This is a genomic window from Streptomyces sp. LE64 (assembly GCF_052606915.1).
On sequence record NZ_CP199708.1, the window covers coordinates 1,610,810 to 1,629,958 of the forward strand.

Annotated in this window: 15 protein-coding genes; 6 read left to right on the forward strand and 9 right to left on the reverse strand. The window is 74.0% G+C overall.

Going from position 1 to position 19,149, the window contains the following annotated elements:
- Window positions 1-99 precede the first annotated feature (99 nt).
- The 4 genes from ACSMX9_RS07265 to hrcA all read right to left on the reverse strand — a co-directional run bounded on the left by ACSMX9_RS07265 (window position 100) and on the right by hrcA (window position 4,342).
- Window positions 100-858, reverse strand: a complete 759-nt coding sequence (locus ACSMX9_RS07265) for a 16S rRNA (uracil(1498)-N(3))-methyltransferase (protein WP_445400926.1) — start codon at window positions 856-858, stop codon at window positions 100-102.
- Entirely contained in the window at window positions 855-1,928 is a 1,074-nt protein-coding gene (locus tag ACSMX9_RS07270; RefSeq protein WP_445400928.1) for a nitronate monooxygenase, read from the reverse strand. Before ACSMX9_RS07270 ends, ACSMX9_RS07265 begins: the two co-directional genes overlap by 4 nt.
- A gap of 260 nt (window positions 1,929-2,188) precedes the next feature.
- The gene (dnaJ, locus tag ACSMX9_RS07275; protein ID WP_351238664.1) at window positions 2,189-3,325 is read right to left on the reverse strand and encodes a molecular chaperone DnaJ; all 1,137 of its coding nucleotides are present in this window, start codon (window positions 3,323-3,325) and stop codon (window positions 2,189-2,191) included.
- The gene (gene hrcA, locus ACSMX9_RS07280; protein WP_445400930.1) at window positions 3,326-4,342 is read right to left on the reverse strand and encodes a heat-inducible transcriptional repressor HrcA; all 1,017 of its coding nucleotides are present in this window, start codon (window positions 4,340-4,342) and stop codon (window positions 3,326-3,328) included.
- A 191-nt stretch (window positions 4,343-4,533) separates the two neighbouring features.
- Between hrcA and ACSMX9_RS07285 the strand changes: the two genes are divergently transcribed.
- Window positions 4,534-5,331: an MBL fold metallo-hydrolase gene (locus ACSMX9_RS07285; protein ID WP_445400932.1), complete on the forward strand. Its 798-nt coding sequence runs from the start codon at window positions 4,534-4,536 to the stop codon at window positions 5,329-5,331.
- A gap of 111 nt (window positions 5,332-5,442) precedes the next feature.
- Window positions 5,443-6,252, forward strand: a complete 810-nt coding sequence (locus tag ACSMX9_RS07290) for a DUF3097 domain-containing protein (RefSeq protein WP_351238670.1) — start codon at window positions 5,443-5,445, stop codon at window positions 6,250-6,252.
- A gap of 346 nt (window positions 6,253-6,598) precedes the next feature.
- Here the strand turns inward: ACSMX9_RS07290 and ACSMX9_RS07295 are convergent, their stop codons facing one another.
- Window positions 6,599-7,036 carry a hypothetical protein gene (locus ACSMX9_RS07295; protein ID WP_445400934.1) on the reverse strand — a complete coding sequence of 146 codons (438 nt, stop codon included), beginning with the start codon at window positions 7,034-7,036 and terminating at the stop codon, window positions 6,599-6,601.
- A 7-nt stretch (window positions 7,037-7,043) separates the two neighbouring features.
- On the opposite strand from ACSMX9_RS07295, the gene ACSMX9_RS07300 reads away from it, so the two are divergent.
- Genes ACSMX9_RS07300 through ACSMX9_RS07310 form a run of 3 tightly spaced genes read left to right on the forward strand, consistent with a single transcriptional unit; the run spans window position 7,044 to window position 10,098 of the window.
- A complete protein-coding gene (locus tag ACSMX9_RS07300; RefSeq protein ID WP_445400936.1) occupies window positions 7,044-7,586 on the forward strand; it encodes a hypothetical protein in 543 nt (180 codons plus the stop codon).
- Window positions 7,583-8,260 carry a hypothetical protein gene (locus ACSMX9_RS07305; protein WP_445400938.1) on the forward strand — a complete coding sequence of 226 codons (678 nt, stop codon included), beginning with the start codon at window positions 7,583-7,585 and terminating at the stop codon, window positions 8,258-8,260. Before ACSMX9_RS07300 ends, ACSMX9_RS07305 begins: the two co-directional genes overlap by 4 nt.
- Window positions 8,257-10,098, forward strand: a complete 1,842-nt coding sequence (locus tag ACSMX9_RS07310; protein WP_445400940.1) for a hypothetical protein — start codon at window positions 8,257-8,259, stop codon at window positions 10,096-10,098. Before ACSMX9_RS07305 ends, ACSMX9_RS07310 begins: the two co-directional genes overlap by 4 nt.
- Window positions 10,099-10,131: 33 nt before the next feature.
- On the opposite strand, the gene hemW is transcribed toward ACSMX9_RS07310, so the two are convergent.
- The 4 genes from hemW to lepA form a co-directional block, all read right to left on the reverse strand.
- Complete coding sequence (hemW, locus tag ACSMX9_RS07315) at window positions 10,132-11,364, reverse strand: radical SAM family heme chaperone HemW (RefSeq protein WP_445400942.1); 1,233 nt, start codon at window positions 11,362-11,364, stop codon at window positions 10,132-10,134.
- Window positions 11,365-11,420: 56 nt separating this feature from the next.
- Window positions 11,421-13,745 carry a SpoIIE family protein phosphatase gene (locus tag ACSMX9_RS07320; protein WP_445400944.1) on the reverse strand — a complete coding sequence of 775 codons (2,325 nt, stop codon included), beginning with the start codon at window positions 13,743-13,745 and terminating at the stop codon, window positions 11,421-11,423.
- Window positions 13,746-14,291: 546 nt separating this feature from the next.
- Window positions 14,292-16,181: an AMP-dependent synthetase/ligase gene (locus ACSMX9_RS07325; RefSeq protein ID WP_445400946.1), complete on the reverse strand. Its 1,890-nt coding sequence runs from the start codon at window positions 16,179-16,181 to the stop codon at window positions 14,292-14,294.
- 296 nt (window positions 16,182-16,477) lie between these two features.
- Window positions 16,478-18,343, reverse strand: a complete 1,866-nt coding sequence (lepA, locus tag ACSMX9_RS07330; protein ID WP_445400948.1) for a translation elongation factor 4 — start codon at window positions 18,341-18,343, stop codon at window positions 16,478-16,480.
- A gap of 306 nt (window positions 18,344-18,649) precedes the next feature.
- Between lepA and rpsT the strand changes: the two genes are divergently transcribed.
- Window positions 18,650-18,916: a 30S ribosomal protein S20 gene (gene rpsT / locus ACSMX9_RS07335; RefSeq protein WP_351238686.1), complete on the forward strand. Its 267-nt coding sequence runs from the start codon at window positions 18,650-18,652 to the stop codon at window positions 18,914-18,916.
- Window positions 18,917-19,149: the final 233 nt, after the last annotated feature.

Below are 19,149 nucleotides of genomic sequence, written 5' to 3' on the forward strand. Positions count from 1 at the left end.
GGGGTGGGTCTCCCGGTCAGCGGTTTCGATCACTTCGGGCCAGCTCAGGGGCGTTTCGGTGCCCGCTTCGGCTCGGTTTCCGATGGCTCCCGGACGGCGTCAGTCCCAGCGGCCGGTGCGGCTGAGCACCAGCGCGGTGGCGACGGTGCCCGCGGTGGAGGTGCGCAGCACGCTGGGGCCCAGTCGGTACGCGCCCGCCCCGGCCTCGGTGAACGCCGCCAACTCCTCCGGGGAGACGCCGCCTTCGGGTCCGACGACGAGGACGATCTCGCCCCGTGCGGGGAGTTCGGCGGTCGCGAAGGGCTCGCTGCCGTACTCGGGGTCCTCGTGCAGGACGGCCGCGAAGTCGGCGGCCGCCAGCAGGGCGGCGACCTGCTTCGTGGTCATCGGCTCGGAGACCTCGGGGAAGCGCACCCGCCGGGACTGCTTGCCCGCCTCGCGGGCGGTGGAGCGCCACTTGGCGAGGGCGCGGGCACCCCGGTCGCCGCGCCACTGGGTGACGCAACGGGCGGCGCTCCAGGGGACGATCGCATCCACGCCGGTCTCGGTCATGGTCTCGACGGCGAGTTCGCCGCGGTCGCCCTTGGGCAGCGCCTGGACCACGGTGACCCGCGGGTTCTCCACGGGTTCCTCGGAGTAGGAGGAGAGGAGGACGATCAGTCGGTCCTTGCCCTCGGAGCCGATGACCGAGCAGTCGGCCCAGCGGCCGAGGCCGTCGGTGAGGACGACGTCCTCGCCGGGGCGCAGCCGCTTCACGGACACCGCGTGGCGACCCTCGGGCCCGTCGAGGACGTACCGTCCGCCGGGCGCCGCGAAGCTCTCGTCGAAGGGGGGTACGACGAAGACGGGTGCGGTCATGCGGTCCTCCCGTGGGCCAGGACGTCCGCGGCGTCCTCGATCTCGGCGGTCAGCGTCTCGACCAGTTCCCCGGCCGGCAGTTCGCGGGCGAGCCGGTGCCCCTGCCCGGCCCAGAGTGCCATGCCCTGCGGGTCGACGGCCTTGGCGGCGGCCTTGCGCAGCGGTGCCGTCAGGTGGTGCACCTGCGGGTAGGCGGCGGGGGCGTACGGCCCGTGTTCGCGCAGGAAGCGGTTGACCAGGCCGCGGGCGGGGCGACCGGTGAAGGCACGGGTGAGTTCGGTGCGGACGTACAGCGGGTCGGTGAGGGCCTGTTTGTGCATGAGGTGGGCACCGGACTCGGGGGTGGGCACGAAGGCGGTGCCGAGTTGGGCGGCGTCCGCCCCGGCGGCGAGGGCGGCGGCGATCTGGGCGCCGCGCATCAGCCCGCCGGCGGCGATGACGGGTATTCCCACCTGGGCCCGGATCAGGGGCAGCAGGGTGAGCAGGCCGATGCCGGCGGCGTCGTTGTCGAGGCTGTCGCGGTGGGTGCCCTGGTGGCCGCCGGCCTCGACGCCCTGGGCGATGACGCCGTCCGCGCCGGCCCACTCCACGGTGCGGGCCTCCTCCGGGGTGGTGGCGGTGACCAGGGTGAGGGTGCCGACCTTGCGCAGGGCGTCGATGACCTCGCGGGTGGGACAGCCGAAGTGGAAGGAGACCACGGGCACCGGGTCGTCGAGGAGGATCGCCAGCTTGGCGTCGTAGCCGTCGTCGCGGCCGTGGTCCGGGTCGCCGAGTTCGACGTCGTACCAGGTGGTCTCGCCGGCGAGTTGGTGGCCGTAGACGGCGACGACCGCCGGGTCCGCGTACTCCGGTTGGGGCATGAACACGTTCACCCCGAAGGGTCGGCCCGTCAGGCTCCGCAGCTGTTTGATCTCCTGGTACATGCCGTCCGCCGTCTTGTATCCGGCGGCGAGGAAGCCGAGTCCGCCCGCATCGGACACCGCAGCGGCGAGCTGCGGCCGGGACACCCCACCCGCCATGGGTGCCTGCACGATCGGGCGCGAAAAGAGATCGGTCAGCGCGGAGGACATGGACGCATGTTGTCACGTCCGCCACACAAGTCCGAATCCAGCCGTACATTTGGCATATTCGGCCGCCGGTACTCCTCTACATATCGGCCACGAGGGGCCGCTGTCGCTGGTCAGTGGCGTACTTGAGGATTGGACCAGCCGCACAGCGGCGATTGTCGGCCACTCCCCTGCTCCACACGGGTGTTGACAAGAGTGCGCCCCTCGCTTCCGGGCCTCGGAAGGAGGGGCGCACCTCACGGAGCGTGGCGACCGCACTACGGTCAACGGCCGTTGAACGCGTCCTTCAGCCGGGAGAACAGGCCCTGCTGACCTGGCTGGAACTGACCGGTCGGTCGCTCCTCGCCGCGCAGCTTCGCCAGCTCCCGCAGCAGCCGTTCCTGTTCCGGATCGAGCTTGGCGGGGGTCTGCACCTCGACGTGGACGATCAGGTCACCGCGACCGCCGCCGCGCAGATGGGTCACCCCGCGACCGTGCAGCGGGATCGACTGGCCGGACTGGGTGCCGGGCCGGATGTCGATCTCCTCCAGGCCGTCCAGCGTCTCCAACGGCACCTTCGTCCCCAGCGCGGCGGCCGTCATCGGGATGGTCACCGTGCAGTGCAGGTCGTCGCCGCGCCGCTGGAAGACCGCGTGCGGCAGCTCGTGGATCTCGACGTAGAGGTCACCGGCGGGACCGCCACCGGGGCCCACCTCGCCCTCGCCGGCGAGCTGGATGCGGGTGCCGTTGTCGACACCGGCCGGGATCTTCACGGTCAGCGTGCGGCGGGAACGGACCCGGCCGTCGCCCGCGCACTCGGGGCACGGGGTGGGCACCACGGTGCCGAAGCCCTGGCACTGGGGACAGGGCCGCGAGGTCATGACCTGGCCGAGGAAGGACCGGGTCATCTGCGAGACCTCGCCCCGGCCGCGGCACATGTCGCAGGTCTGGGCGCTGGTTCCGGGCGCGGCGCCCTCGCCGTTGCAGGTGGTGCAGACGACGGCGGTGTCGACCTGGATGTCCTTGGTGGTCCCGAAGGCCGCCTCGTCCAGCTCCACCTCCAGCCGGATCATCGCGTCCTGCCCGCGCCGGGTGCGGGAGCGCGGGCCGCGCTGGGACGCCGTGCCGAAGAAGGCGTCCATGATGTCCGAGAAGTTGCCGAAGCCACCCGCGCCGAAGCCGCCGGCGCCGGCGCCGCCCGACTGGGACAGCGGATCGCCGCCGAGGTCGTAGACCTGCTTCTTCTGCGGGTCCGACAGCACCTCGTAGGCGGCGTTGATCTCCTTGAACCGCTCCTGGGTCTTCGGATCGGGGTTGACGTCCGGGTGCAGCTCGCGCGCGAGCCTCCGGAACGCCTTCTTGATCTCGTCCTGGGACGCGTCGCGGCGCACGCCGAGTACGGCGTAGTAGTCCGTGGCCACTTACGACTCCGCCAGGATCTGTCCGACGTAACGTGCCACTGCGCGTACTGCTCCCATCGTTCCCGGGTAGTCCATGCGGGTCGGGCCGACCACGCCGAGCTTGGCGACTGCCTCGCCGCCCGAACCGTAGCCCACCGACACCACGGACGTGGAGTTGAGTCCCTCGTGGGCGTTCTCGTGACCGATCCTTACGGTCATGCCCGAATACTCGGCCTCGCCGAGGAGCTTGAGGAGCACGACCTGCTCCTCCAGCGCCTCCAGCACGGGCCGGATGGTGAGGGGGAAGTCATGTCCGAAACGGGTGAGGTTGGCGGTGCCGCCGATCATCAACCGTTCCTCCGTCTCCTCGACCAGCGTCTCCAACAGGATGGAGAGGACGGTCGAGACACTGCCCCGGTCCTCGGCGTCGAACACCTCGGGCAGGTCCTGCACCAACTGCGGCACGTCGGTGAAACGCCGGCCGGCGACCCGGCTGTTGAGCCGGGCCCGCAGATCGGCGAGGGAGGTCTCGCCGAAGGGGGCGGGACAGTCCACCATGCGCTGCTCGACCCGGCCGGTGTCGGTGATCAGGACCAGCATCACCCGGGCCGGGGCCAAGGACAGCAGCTCCACGTGCCGCACCGTGGAGCGGGTCAGGGACGGGTACTGCACGACGGCGACCTGTCGGGTCAGCTGCGCGAGCAGCCGGACCGTGCGGCCCACCACGTCGTCGAGGTCCACCGCGCCGTCCAGGAAGTTCTGGATGGCCCGGCGTTCCGGGGCCGTCATCGGCTTGACGCCGGCCAGCTTGTCCACGAACAGGCGGTAGCCCTTGTCGGTGGGGATGCGCCCGGCGCTGGTGTGCGGCTGGGCGATGTACCCCTCCTCCTCCAGCGCCGCCATGTCGTTGCGCACGGTCGCCGGGGACACGCCGAGGCTGTGCCGCTCGGTCAGCGCCTTGGAGCCGACCGGCTCCTCGGTGCCGACGTAGTCCTGGACGATGGCGCGCAGCACCTCCAGCCTGCGTTCGCTGAGCATCGCGCACCTCCAGCTCCGTCTGCCCCAGCGGTGGACCCGCCCGGCCCGGTGGACCGGAGCTTGGCACTCATCACCTTCGAGTGCCAGCGTCCCCAGCCAAGTGTACGGCCGGTGGGCGTGCCCGGAGCAAGGCCGTGACACGTGCGGCTGTCGCCGACCCGGGCGCGGGGACGGTGATCTAGCGTCGCGGCATGCGAACGACACGGGACATCGCCTGGACGGCGGAGGGTTGGGAGCGGATCGCTCCGCGGGTGGGACGGCGCAGGCTGCCCGGCTGGGACTGCACGGTCGGACTGGTGGCGGGCGAGCACGGCGCCCTGCTGGTGGACGCCGGGTCCACCCTGCGGGAGGGGACGGAACTGCGGGAGCAGACGGGGCGGCTGCTGGGCGGGCGGGGTGTGACGCACATCGCGCTCACCCATCCGCACTTCGACCACGTCTTCGGGGCGGCGGCGTTTCGGGACGCCGAGGTCCACGGGGCCGGCGGGCTCGGGACCGTCCTGGTGACCGGGCGCGAGGAGCTGCGGACCGATGCGGTGCGGCACGGGGTCGCCCCGGCGGAGGCCGCGGCGGCGGCCGGCGCGCTGCGCGCCCCCGGGTTCGAGGTGGCGGACGTGTGCGCCCTGGACCTGGGCGGCGTGTCGGTGGTCCTGGCGAACGTGGGCCCGGGGCACACCGGGCAGGACCTGGTCGTGGTGGTCGGCGACCGGTCCGACGGACGTCCCCCGGTGGTGTTCTGCGGCGATCTGGTCGAGGAGTCCGGCGAGCCCCAGGCCGGCCCCGACGCCTGGCCGGACCGCTGGCCCGGGGCGCTGGACCGGGTGCTCGCCCTCGGCGGTCCGCACGGGCGGTACGTGCCTGGGCACGGGGCCGTGGTGGACGCGGACTTCGTCCGGGCCCAGCGGGCGGAGCTCCACGCCCGGTGCGCCCCCGACGACGGGGCTCCGGGGACGCCCGGGGCCGACGGGGCGGCGGGGGGCCCGGGCTGAGGGGCGGGGCGCCCGGGCTGAGGGGCGTGAGGGCGGGCGGATCCGGGGGCTTGCGCCACCGTCCGCGCGCCCCGTTCCGGGCGGGACCGACCGGCGTTCTATCGTCTCGGAATGCGTCAGTACCCGGCGGACCTGACTCCGCCCTGGAAGAAGCGGGCCGCGGTGCCCGAGGTCGCGGCCGAGGTGGACCTGGTGGTGGAGGAGGTCGACACGGGCTTCTGCGGGGCGGTGGTCCGGGTGGAGGCCGGGACCGTCACCCTGGAGGACCGGTTCGGCAAGCACCGGGTCTTCCCGATGGCGCCCCGCGGCTTCCTGATCGACGGGGCACCGGTCACCCTGGTCCGCCCCGGCCGGCCGGCCCCGCAACGCCCCGCCCGCACCGCTTCCGGTTCCGTTGCCGTGCCGGGGGCGCGTGCGCGGGTCGCACGCGCCGGGCGCATCTACGTCGAGGGCCGCCATGACGCGGAACTGGTCGAGAAGGTGTGGGGGGACGACCTCCGGGTGGAGGGGGTCGTGGTGGAGTACCTGGAGGGGGTGGACGACCTGCCGGCGATCGTCGCCGAGTTCGCCCCGGGACCGGACGCCCGCCTCGGGGTCCTCGTCGACCACCTGGTGCCCGGCAGCAAGGAGTCCCGGATCGCCGCCGCCGTGACCGATCCGCACACCCTGGTCGTCGGCCACCCCTTCGTGGACGTCTGGCAGGCGGTCAAGCCGGCCGCCCTGGGCATCGCGGCCTGGCCCCGGGTGCCCCGGGGCCAGGACTGGAAGACGGGGGTGTGCGCGGCGCTCGGCTGGCCCCCGCACACCGGCGCCGCCTGGCAGCACGTCCTGTCCCGGGTGCACAGCTACCAGGACCTGGAACCGGAGCTGCTGGGTCCGGTCGAGCACCTCATCGACCACGTCACGGTGGGGTTCAGCTAGGGCCCCGACAAGAGGCCGAGGGTCCGCCCTTGACCCGTCAGCGTGCGAGCAGAGGCCGATCGGGTCTTCAGGGTCACCGTAGCGGACATGCGGACCGTCATCGGACACGTCTGCCCCCGCGCCCAGGCGTGGTTCGCATCCACCCGGGCCCGGCGCGTCAACGACACCATCGCCACCTTCCCTCTCGATGGGCTCCCGGGTCCCAGGCAGACCACCGGAAGGCCGTGAACACCGGAATCCCAAGGCACACCTGCCGAAGCACCGCCCCACCCTGAACACCCGCCCCACCTGGGAAAAGAATGAGTCAACAAGCTTGCAGAAAGCCTTAGTTGACGGGCCCAGGCGCCTATACCATCGCCTGCCCGGGGAGCCCCTGCGCACCCCGGGAGGGGAAGGGGGACGCCATGGTCGAGGCGGGCGAAAGACCTGCGGCACACCGGTCCGGACCGGGGCGGCGACCGGTCGGGGCAGGGCTCGCCCTGCTGGTGGCCGCGCTGCTCACCGGCTGCTCGGGCGACGGGGGGCCGGCGCCGTCCGGGGCTGCGCCCTCCGCGTCGGGGGCGTCGGCGAGCAGCGCCCCGCCCTCGACGTCCGTACCGCCCTCTGCGTCCGGGGTGGCATCCGGGCCCCCGTCTCCGACGCCCGCCGCCCCGTCCGCTCCGGCACCCTCGACCGCCGCGGAGCCGCCGACCTCGCCCTCGGCCGCCGGGGAGCCGCCGACGGAGGGGACGACGGAGAGGACGACGGGGGCCGCCGCGCTCTGGGGCGGGGAGTACGCCGGCACCGCGGAGGTGTCGGTCGAGGTCCACGACTACTGTGGGGCGGGCGGGGCGCGCCGATCGGCGGACCGCGCGACCTACTCGTTGCCCGGCACGCTCAGCCTCAGCCGGCCCCGCACCGGCGGCGGATTCACCGAGGACAACCCGTTCTCCCTGGTCCTCGCCGTCGGGCAGCCCTCCGACTCCGGGGCCCTGTCGCTGTGGTCGGCCGCCGTCAGCACCACCTCGGGCCAGGACCTCTCGGGGAACCCGCGGGACCCGAACCTGCTGCTGACGTACTGGGACCTGGACTGGTCGGACGGTCGGCTGGCCGGGCGGCTCACGGACCCGCACATCCAGGAGGCGGTGGCGCTGAACCTGTTCAACTGGTCCACGGAACTCGTGCCGTGCCGACCCGAGTTGGGGCAGCTCCCGGGCGCCCATCCGCACGCCCTCGCCGCCGGCACCACCCTCGACGGGCGGCTGGACGACGGCGGTCTGTCGCTGACCGCGCAGGGCACCACCCAGGACGGCCTGCTCACCTTCCGCTTCACGTTCACGGGGAGTGCCTCATGACGGACACCGCACCGACCGGACGGCCGGGACACCCGCGGCCCGCCCCGGGCGCCGACCCGCTCGACGGATGGGGCGTGCGCGTCGCGCGGTGGGCCGGGTGCCGGGAGACCTCGGTGGCCGCCCAGCTCACCCGGGCCTACGCGGCCGGCGGGACGGAGCGCCGGAACCTGTTCCGCACCGGGCGGCACGCACCGGGCGGGCTGGGCGGCGGCATCGAGACCGTGCTGCCGCACCTGCTGGACGCGCTGGCGTACGCGGGGGGCGCGCTGAAGGCCGCCCTCGGCAGCCCGTACGTCAACAACGCGGTCGCCACCGCGGCGCTGGCCCTGGCCCTGCGGCAGCACGTCGAACGGTCCGGGCGGCCGGCGGACGAGGGAGCCGCCCCCGCGGTCGGCGAGGGCCCGAACGAGGAGGTCGTGGCGGCGGCGGTGCGCGCCTACGAACGGCTCCGGGCCCGCCGGGTCGATCCCGCGACGGCGGAGGCGCTGGTCTCCCGGCTGGTCCACCGGTTGCTGACCACCGAACGGCCCGAGGAGGTGGCGGCCTTCCTGGACGCCCTGGTGGCCGCCGAGCCGCCGGCGCCGGTGCGGGCCTCGCGCCGTGACCGGCTGCGGCGGATCACCGGGAAACTGCTGCGCCGTCCGGGCGGAGCCACGGGGACCGGCGGACGGTGACCACGCCCCCCGTGGTGGACGGCGGGCGGGGGCGACGGACGGTCTGGGGGCCGCCGCCCTGGCTGTGGCTGATCGTGGTGCTGCTCGCGGCGCAGGCCCCCACCGGGCTGTTCGCCTCGCACCGACGGGCGGCGGCGGTGGTGCGGGAGTGGCAGGAGGTCGGCGGGGGCGGTCGCCTCACGGTCGGGGTCCTGACCCTGGTCCAGTCCCTGCCCCTGGCCGTGGCCCTGGCCGCCGCCCTGGTGCTGCTGTCGCCCCGGGTCCGGATGCGGCTGGTCGAGCGGTGGAACGGGCTGATGGCCCCGGACGACCCTCGGGTGGCGCCGGACACGGCGGTCGTCTACGCGGAGATGCAGCGCTTCCTCACCGCCCGCGCGCCGGGCACCGTCCTGCGGGTCAGCAACCAGGTGCAGCAGCTCGCCCGGGTCTACCCCGGCGGGCGGCGCACCGCCCGGGTCGGCGTCTTCGTGCCGATGGTCACGCTCTGGGACGAGGACCGGGACGCGGCCCGCGCGGCCCTGCTGCACGAGTTGGGGCACCTACGGGCCGGGGAGCAGCACGTCTGCGGGCTCGGCAGTCCCTTCGTCGCGCTGGTGGTGCTCTGGCCGTACCTGCTGCTCGCCTTCGGGGTGGTGCCGGTGGCCCTGTTGTTCCTGGACGGGAACCCGACCGCTCCGCTGATGGGGGCGCAGGCGGTGCTGGTGCTCCTGGCCGTGCCCAAGTTGCTGCTGGTCGTGGTGGGCGCGCTGTGGTCCGCGGAACTGGCCGCCGACCGGTACGCGGGGCAGGCCGCCGGCCGGCAGACGCTGCGGCGCGGGTTCGACCGGGTGGAGCGGGGCGCGCCGGGTGGGCTGGCCCGGCTGTACCACCCGCCGGTCCGGCTGCGCCGCTGGTTCGCCGCCGAGCCCGATCGGTGGGCCCGTCAGGTGTTGCTGGTCCTGTGGTGGCCGGCCGCGGTGCTCGTGGAGGCGCTGCTCGACTTGCTCGGCGGGGCGCTGGCCCTCCGGCTGCTGGGCGGGGAGTGGGACGGCTGGGACGCCGCCTGGGGCGCCGCCCTGCGGCTCGCCCACGACCAGTTGGCCGCAGGGCCGCTGTGGTGGGGCGTCCTGGTAGCCCTCGTCGGGTGGCCGTTGGTGGCCCGCCGGTGGCCGCGGGGGTGGGGGTGGCACGGCGGGGAGCGCGGCGGGCTCCCGCGCGGGGCGTACGCGACGGGGGCACTGCTCCCGGTGGTGCTGCTGTGCCTCGGGCTGCTGCCCGGGCCGGCCGGCCCGGGCACGGTGTCCGACGGGCCGGCCCCTTCGGCGACGCCTTCGGCGGGCCCCGGGGACCTGCCCTCGCCCTGTCCGAGCCGATCCGCCCCCGCGCCGCCCTCGCCGCCGACCGACCTGCCGTCCTTCGAGGCCCCTCCTCCGTCGGGTGCCGCTCCGGCGCCGGAGCGGGAGCGCGCCTTCCGCACCGTGCGGGTACGGACGGTGACGCCGCTGTCGGGCACCCCACCGGGCACGGCCCGGGACCTGGCCGACCGGCTGGGACGCGCACGGTGGCGGCTGGCCGCGGACGGCACGCTCACCGCGGACCTCGACGCGGTCCCGGCCCTGCGCACCACCTCGGTGGGCGGTGCCACCCGGCTGCTGTACGGGGAGCGGACCGGAACGACCGAGGTCAGCGCCACCACGACCTGGGTGTGGGCCCGGTTGCACACGCCCGAGGGCCGGCCCCCCGAGCTGCACCTGGTCCGGGCGGCCACCCTGGCCACCCGGGCCGTGGTGGCCTGCCGGGCCTCGGCCTCCACCACCACCTCGGCGGCCCGTCTGGTGCTGGAGCTGGGCGCTCCCTGACCGCCGGGCGCCGGCGTGCGCGCCGGGGTGTCCTCAGTCCACGAGGTCCCGGACCACCGCGTCCGCGAGCAGGCGCCCCCGCAGGGTCAGCACCGCCCGGCCGCGGCGGTGCGGCTCGGCTTCGAGGAGCCCGTCCGCGAGGGCGCGGTCGGCCGCCGCCCGGCCCCGGGGCTTCAGCAGCTCCAGCGGGCAGCCCTCGCTCAGCCGCAGTTCCAGCAGGACGCGCTCCACCCGCCGGTCCTCGGCCGACAGCAGCTCCCGGCCGGCGCCCGGGGAGCGCCCCTCGGCCAGCGCGGTGGCGTAGGCGCCGGGGTGCTTGACGTTCCACCAGCGCACCCCGCCGACGTGGCTGTGCGCGCCGGGGCCCGCGCCCCACCAGTCCGCGCCCCGCCAGTACAGCTCGTTGTGGAGGCAGCGGCCGGCCTCGGAGGTGGCCCAGTTGGAGACCTCGTACCAGGTGTAGCCGGCGGCGGCGAGGGCGTCCTCGGCGATCAGGTACCGGTCGGCGTGCACGTCGTCGTCGGTCATCGGGATCTCGCCGCGGCGGATCCGCCGGGCCAGTCGGGTGCCCTCCTCCACGATCAGCGCGTAGGCCGACACGTGGTCCGGGCCGGCGCCGATCGCCGCCGCCAGGGAGGCGCGCCAGTCCTCGTCCGACTCGCCGGGGGTCCCGTAGATGAGGTCCAGGTTGACGTGGTCGAAGCCGGCCGCCCGGGCCTCGGCGACACAGCGCTCGGGCCGGCCCGGGGTGTGGGTGCGCTCCAGCACCTCCAGGACGTGCGGTCGGGCGCTCTGCATGCCGAACGAGATCCGGTTGAAGCCGCCCTCGCGCAGCGCGGCCAGGTACGCCGGGTCGACGGAGTCCGGGTTGGCCTCCGTGGTGACCTCGGCGTCGGGGGCGAGCCCGAACTCGTCGCGGACCGCGGCGAGCATGCGCACCAGGTCGTCCGCGGCGAGCAGGGTGGGGGTACCGCCGCCGACGAACACGGTCCGCACCGGCCGGGGGTCGTCGCCGAGCACCTTGCGGGCCAGGCGGACCTCGTCCACCAGGGTCGCCGCGTAGTTGTCGCGGGAGGCGAGGACGCCGCCGGTGCCGCGCAGCTCGGTGGCGGTGTACGTGTTGAAGTCGCAGTACCCGCAGCGGGTCGCGCAGTAGGGGACGTGGAGGTAGAACCCGAGGGGCCGGTCGGCGGCGCCGACGAGCGCATCGGCGGGCAGCGCCCCGGTCTCGGGCACGGCCTCGCCCTCGGGGAGTACGGCAGGCATGCACCCATTGTCCCCCGTCCCGGCGGTGCGCCCGCACCGGTCGGGGGACGGTCCGGTCACACGGCCTGGAGGACCAGGATGGCGAGGTCGTCCTCCGGGGCCTCGTCGCCGAAGGCGTGCACCTGCTCCCGCAGCCGGGCCGCGATGGCGTCGGCGGAGAGGCCGGCGCAGCCCGCCAGGGCGACGGTCAGCCCCTCCCCGTCGTCGAACTGCCGGCGGTCGGCGCTGCGGCGTTCGGTGACCCCGTCGGTGACGCACAGCAGGGTGTCACCCGGCGCGAGGACGAAGGAGTCCGCCCGGTAGGTGGCGTCCTCGACCACGCCCAGCAGCACCTGGGACCGGCTGACCACGGACACCTCCCCGTCCGGGCGCAGCACCAGGGGCAGCGGGTGGCCGGCGGAGGCCAGGGTGCAGCGGACCCCGTTCGGGGTGGGCACCAGTTCCCCGTACAGCGCGGTGAGGAAGCGCGGCATGAAGCCCTCGGGCGGCAGCGGGCCGCCCTCGGCGCCGGCGAGGGCCCGCGCCCCCGCCTCGGCGGCTTCGGTGGCGTCGTCCAGCAGCAGGCGGTTGATCCGGTCGAGGACCTCGCCGACCGCGTACCCCTCGCGGGCCAGCAGCCGCAGCCACGGCCGGGCCAGCCCGATCACCACCGCCGCCTCCGGTCCCTTGCCCTGGACGTCGCCGAGGGCGAAGCACCAGCGGCCCGGGCCGGCCGGGAACACGTCGTAGAAGTCCCCGCCGGGGCCGCCGCGCTCCCGCGGTTCGTAGACCAGGGCGCTGCGCATGCCCGGGATCTCGGCGACCGAACTGGGCAGCAGACCGCGTTGCAGGACCCGGCTGATGGTGGCCTGCCGGGTGTACTGGCGGGCCGCCCCGATCGCCAGGGCGACCCGGCGGCAGAAGTCCTCGACCAGGCCGGTCACCTCGTCGGGGAAGCGCAGCAGCCCCGAGCGTCCGATCAGCAGGGTGCCGAGCAGGCGGCCGGCCACCACCAGGCGGAAGGCCACGGCGGCGCCCAAGGACTCGCCGGACCCCAGCGCGGCGCCGGGCCAGCGCACCGGGACGCCGCCGGTGCGCAGCGGGTCGCCGGTGAGCACCGGGGGCTCCTTCTCCAGCGCCCGGCGCAGTTCCTCGATCCGGTCCTCGCTGCCGTGCCAGACCCGGGCCAGCCGGTGGTGGCCCGGGGGCAGGGTGCCGGTGCCGGAGCCGGTCCGGTCGGCCTCGTCGCTGAGCCAGACCGCGCACCAGTCGGCGAGGCGGGGCACCAGGAGCTGACCGGCGAGCGTGGCCACCAGGTCCTCGTCCAGTTGCCCGGCGAGCAGTTCGGACGCCTCGGCCAGGAACGACAGGGCGCCGCGCCCCACCCAGTCGGGTTCGCCGCCCGGCGCCCACCGGGTGGCGTCGGCGGAGGCGCGCGGGGGCAGGGTGAGCGCCGGGCCGGAGGGCAGCGGGCCGGCCGGGCCGGAGGTGCCGTCCCCACCGGCCGCGGGCACCGCGGCCCAGCCGGGACCCGTGGGGCGGGTGCCCTCGGGCGGGGAGCCGGCCATCACCCCGTAGCCCGCCACCGCCTCGTAGCCGGGCATGACCACCTCGTCCACCGCGCCCCGGGCGTCGGCGAGGACACCGGGCAGGCCGAAGCCGCGGGGGCGGGCGGGGAGACGGGCCCACACGGTCTTGGTGCCGGGCCGGTAGGTCACGCCCCAGGCGGTGGCGAGGCGGGCGACGAGTTGGAGGCCCCGGCCGTACTCGGGTGCGTCGCTGGTGCGGGCCGCGGTGGCGCCGTTGATGGGGCGGGCGGGGTGCAGGTCGGAGACCTCGATCACCAGGGCGCCCCGTGCCTCCGGACCGTCCGCGGCGGCCCGTCCGTCGACGGTCCGGGGCGGGTGGGCGCCGGGAGCGTCCGGGTCCCCGGCGGCTTCGGACGCGGGTGCCGGGCCCGGCAGGGGATCGGCGTCCGGTGCGGGGACCTCCGCATGCGCGGGAGCGTGCGCCGGTGCATGCGGGGCCTCGGTGCGGGGCGGGTCCGGGGTGACGGTGTCCCGGTCGCCCTGGTCCTCCGGGTCGCCCCGGCGTTCCGAAGGGTCCCGGTCGTCCCGGGCGTCGAACGCGTCGACGTCCTCCGGAGCATGCTCCTCCCAACGGCAGAGCAGCCCCACGTCCGTGCCGGCGTGGACGACGGCATTGGTCACCAACTCGCTGACCAGCAGGGTCGCGTCCTGCACCAGACGGTCCGGTATCCCGGGTGCCGGCGGTAGGCCCTCCGGAGCCTCCGCGCCCTCCTCGGCCGCACCGTCGCGGGCCCACCGCCCGAGGACCTCACGGGCGAACACCCGCGCGGCCGAGGGCGCCAGGGAATTCCCTGGTAGTGATGTGCGTGCCACGCGCGCGCCCGCGCGCCCCCTTGCTCGACGTACACCGGTGGCTCCGGCCACTCCGGCACGGACCGTGCTCTCCCGTCGCATCGGAACGGACCCCACTCCTACGGCTGCTGGGAACTTCGGACGAATGTGCCTCGGGCGACAAGGACAGGGTGACAGACCGACCGTGCCCATACGCACCGAGTGACCGAACTGGGTCACCCCGAACGGTGGAGCAGGATGCGCTCGACAGGACGAGGACATCCCCTGCACGGCCGGCGAACCGGCTACCGCGAACGGCGTACCCCGGACACGCTCGCCCGCCCGGGCGGAAGCCCTCGGGAGCCGATCATGCAGGGACCAGCAGCACCGCAGGGTGTCTCCGGTCGCCCCGCCGGGGCTCCGGCGGCCGGCCCGGGCCCGGGGATTCAACCCCTGGGCGGGAGCACGACCGCAGGGAGCGAGGGCACCCCGAGCACGGGGGTGCGCCGGAGTCGGAAGCACAGCACACACAGGGGGCGCACGGTAGCAACCGACCGCCGTCGGTTCCGCCGTGCGCCCCGGGCGCGTTCAGGCTTCCTTCGTGCCCGCGTACATCTCGTCCAGCAGGTGCCGGAACTCCCGCTCCACCACCGGCCGCTTCAGCTTCAGGCTCGGGGTCAGGTCCCCGTGCTCGACGTCCAGATCGCGCGGCAGGATGCGGAACTTCTTGATGGTCTGCCAGCGTTGGAGATCCCGGTTCAACTCGTCGACGTACCCCTCGACGAGGGCCGTCGTCGCCGGCTCGGCCAGCACCTGCGCATAGCTGCGGTCGGCGAGGCCGTGCTCGGCCGCCCACCCCAGGATCGCCGTCTCGTCGAGGGCGACGAGCGCACTGCAGAAGTTGCGGTCCACCCCGTGCACCACGACGGCGGAGACGTACGGGCAGAGCGCCTTGAGCCGACCCTCGATCTCGGCCGGGGCCACGTACTTGCCGCCGGAGGTCTTGATGAGGTCCTTCTTGCGGTCGGTGATCCTCAGGTACCCGTCCTCGGAGAGCACCCCGATGTCCCCGGTGTGCAGCCAGCCGTCGCTCTCCAGCACCTCGGCGGTCTTCTCGTCCAGCCCGTGGTAGCCCGCCATGATGCCGGGGCCGCGCAACAGCACCTCGCCGTCCTCCGCGATCCGCACCTCGGTCCCGGGCAAGGGCTTGCCGACCGTGCCGGTGCGGTACGTCCCGGCCCGGTTGACGAAGGAGGCCGCGGAGGACTCGGTGAGGCCGTAGCCCTCCAGGACGTGGATGCCGGCGCCGGAGAAGAAGTACCCGATCTCGGGGGCGAGGGCCGCCGACCCGGAGATGCAGGCGCGCAGCCGACCGCCGAACGCCTCGCGCAGCTTGGCGTAGACGAGGGCGTCGGCCACCTTGTGCCGGGAGCGCAGCCCGAGCGGGACCTCGGCCCGCCCGGTGCGGCGCAGGGCGTCCTGGGAGGCGCGCGCGTACTCGCGGGCGACGGCAGCGGCCCACTGGAAGATCCGGTACTTGGCGGCGCCGCCCGCCCGGGCCTTGGCCGCCGCCCCGTTGTAGACCTTCTCGAAGATCCGGGGCACCGCGGCCATGTACGTCGGCCGGACCACCGGCAGGTTCTCGACGATCCGGTCGATGCGGCCGTCCACCGCGGTGACGTGACCCAGGTCGATCTGGCAGGAGAGCAGCACCTTGCCGAAGACGTGGGCGAGCGGCAGCCACAGGTACTGGACGTCGTCCTCGCGCACCAGGCCGGTCCCGGCGATGGCCTTGGCCAGGTACGACCAGTTGCCGTGCGGCAGGCGCACGCCCTTGGGGCGGCCGGTGGTGCCGGAGGTGTAGATGAGGGTGGCGAGCCGATCGGCGGTGATCGCCGCGACGCGTTCCCGGACCGCCTCCGGCCGCCGGGCGAGCAGGGCCGTGCCCCGGGCCTCCAGTTCGGCGAGGGTCAGCACCCAGCCCTCGGGGTCGTCCGGGTCGGGTGCGTACCCCTCGGGGTCGACGAGGACGACCCGGGCCAGTTCGGGCAGGTGCTCGCGGGACGCCCGGGCCGCGGCGAGGTGTTCGACGTTCTCCACGACGAGCACCCGGCTGCCGGAGTCGGCGACGATGTACGCCGCCTCGGCGGCGGTGGTCTGCGGGTAGACGGTGGTGTTGGCCGCGCCCGCGCACAGGATGCCCAGGTCGACGAGGATCCACTCCACCCGGGTCGCGGACATCAGCGCGACCCGTTCCTCGGGCGCCACGCCCAGGTCGACGAGCCCGGCGGCGATGGCGTACACCCGTTCGGCGGTCTGCCCCCAGGTCAGGGACCGCCACTCGTCGGGGCCCCGGCCGGAGGCGGGAGGCACCGGATACCGGTACGCCTCGGCGTCCGGGGTCCGTTCGACGCGGTCCTGGAACAGGTGGGCCACCGAGGGCGGCCGGTTCTCGATCAGGGTCTGGTTGTCGCTCACGACGTCCTCCGGGCCCGCGACAGTGCGTGGTGCGTCCGAACTGTGTGCGGCTGGTGCGGCTGGGGGTGACTGCCTGCTTGACTCACAAGTAACTACCGGGCAGTGATCAGACTAGGACGGACGTTCCCCCTGCGTAAGGGGCCGGACGCGGCGGCCGGTAACGGTTCTCGATCGGTGCGGACACGGCCGGGCCCGCCGGGGTCCGGCGAGGTGCGGCCGGTGGACGTGGCGACGGGCCCGCCGCCACGTCACCGTGGCAGCGGGCCCGTCGCGGGACGCCGGTCGTGCGGGTCAGCTCACTTCTTGGCCTTGCCGCCGTCGTCGCTGGAGAGCACGGCGATGAACGCCTCCTGGGGGACCTCCACGGACCCGACCATCTTCATCCGCTTCTTGCCCTCCTTCTGCTTCTCCAGCAGCTTGCGCTTCCGGGAGATGTCACCGCCGTAGCACTTGGCGAGGACGTCCTTGCGGATGGCGCGGATGGTCTCCCGGGCAATCACCCGGGAGCCGATCGCGGCCTGCACCGGCACCTCGAAGCTCTGCCGCGGGATGAGCTCCCGCAACTTGGCGACCAGCCGGACCCCGTAGGCGTACGCCTGGTCCTTGTGGGTGATCGCCGAGAAGGCGTCCACCTTGTCGCCGTGGAGCAGGATGTCCACCTTGACGAGCTGGGCGGTCTGCTCGCCGGTGGGCTCGTAGTCGAGGGAGGCGTAGCCACGGGTCTTCGACTTCAGCTGGTCGAAGAAGTCGAAGACGATCTCCGCGAGGGGCAGGGTGTAGCGGATCTCGACCCGGTCCTCCGAGAGGTAGTCCATGCCGAGCATCACACCGCGCCGCGCCTGGCACAGCTCCATGATCGAGCCGATGAACTCGCTGGGCGCGAGGATCGTGGCCCGCACCACCGGCTCGGACACCTCGTCGATCTTGCCCTCGGGGAACTCGCTCGGGTTGGTGACCACGTGCTCGGTGCCGTCCTCCATGGTCACCCGGTAGACCACGTTGGGGGCGGTCGCGATCAGGTCGAGGCCGAACTCCCGCTCCAGCCGCTCCCGGACCACGTCCAGGTGCAGCAGCCCGAGGAAGCCGACGCGGAAGCCGAAGCCCAGCGCGGCGGAGGTCTCCGGCTCATAGACCAGCGCGGCGTCGTTGAGCTGGAGCTTGTCGAGCGCCTCGCGCAGGTCCGGGTAGTCGGAGCCGTCCAGCGGGTACAGACCGGAGAAGACCATCGGCTTCGGGTCCTTGTAGCCGCCCAGGGCCTCCTCGGCGCCCTTGTGCTGGCTGGTGATGGTGTCACCGACCTTCGACTGCCGGACGTCCTTCACGCCGGTGATCAGATAGCCCACCTCGCCCACGCCCAGCCCGTCCGCGGGCAGCATCTCGGGCGAGCTGACGCCGATCTCCAGCAGCTCGTGGGTGGCACCGGTGGACATCATCCGGATGCGCTCGCGCTTGTTGAGCTGGCCGTCGATGACCCGGACGTAGGTGACGACGCCGCGGTACGAGTCGTAGACCGAGTCGAAGATCATCGCGCGGGCGGGCGCGTCGGCGACGCCGACCGGGTGCGGCACCTCGGCGACGACCCGGTTGAGCAGGGCGTCGACGCCCACCCCGGTCTTCGCCGAGACCTTCAGGACGTCGTCGGGGTCGCAGCCCACCAGGTTCGCCAGTTCCTCGGCGAACTTCTCCGGCTGGGCGGCCGGCAGGTCGATCTTGTTGAGCACCGGGATGATCGTGAGGTCGTTCTCCATCGCCAGGTACAGGTTGGCGAGGGTCTGCGCCTCGATGCCCTGGGCGGCGTCCACCAACAGGACGGTGCCCTCGCAGGCGGCGAGCGAGCGGGACACCTCGTACGTGAAGTCCACGTGTCCCGGGGTGTCGATCATGTTGAGGATGTGGGTGGTCCCCAGGTCGGGGCCCTCGGTCGGCGCCCAGGGCAGTCGGACCGCCTGGGACTTGATCGTGATGCCGCGCTCCCGCTCGATGTCCATGCGGTCGAGGTACTGGGCGCGCATCTGCCGCTGCTCGACCACCCCGGTGAGCTGGAGCATGCGGTCGGCTAGCGTGGACTTGCCGTGGTCGATGTGCGCGATGATGCAGAAATTGCGGATCAGAGCCGGGGCGGTACGGCTGGGCTCTGGCACATGCTGAGAGGTCGCGGGCACGCAGGGTCCTGTCTCTTGAGGCTTCTCACGCCTCGGCTCGGATCGTTACGTAGCCCCCATCGTCCCATGGGTGGCGGACTGCGGCCGGTTTGGGCCGCCCGCGGGCCGACTGGTAGCCTGGGCCGCTGTGTCTCCTGCCCTCTCAGCCGGGGACACGAGGCGGAACGCCGGAGTCCCGACGGTCCGCACGGCACCCCGGTCCGACCGTCCCGTACGGCCCCGGCCCGTGGCGCCACCGACGAAAGACATCACCGGCGCGTGCGGGTCCCGTCCCGTGCTCGCCTCTGAACCTGAAAAGGCTCCTTCGTGGCGAACATCAAGTCCCAGATCAAGCGGATCAAGACCAACGAGAAGGCCCGGCTGCGCAACAAGGCCGTCAAGTCCTCTCTGAAGACCGCGATCCGTCGCACCCGCGAGGCCGTCGCCGCCGGCGACGTCGAGAAGGCCACCGCCGCGCAGCGCGAGGCTTCGCGCAAGCTCGACAAGGCCGTCTCGAAGGGCGTCATCCACAAGAACCAGGCCGCCAACAAGAAGTCGGCGCTGGCTTCCCAGGTCGCCGCCCTCAAGGGCTGAACCGTGCGCGTGGGGCCCGCCCCCACGCCCGGGACCGCGGTACGGACCGGGTCGTGACGCCGTCACGCACTCGACCCGCCGCATCGACTTGACGCCGGAGGGGACCCAGCGGGCCCTCTCTTCCGCTCCCGTCCGGCACCTCGAACCGGTACGCGGCCTGCGTTCGCCACGCGGGTACCGGCTCACCATCGTGGACCGAGGGCCCCGCACCCCGCCTTCCCCAGGCGCGGTGC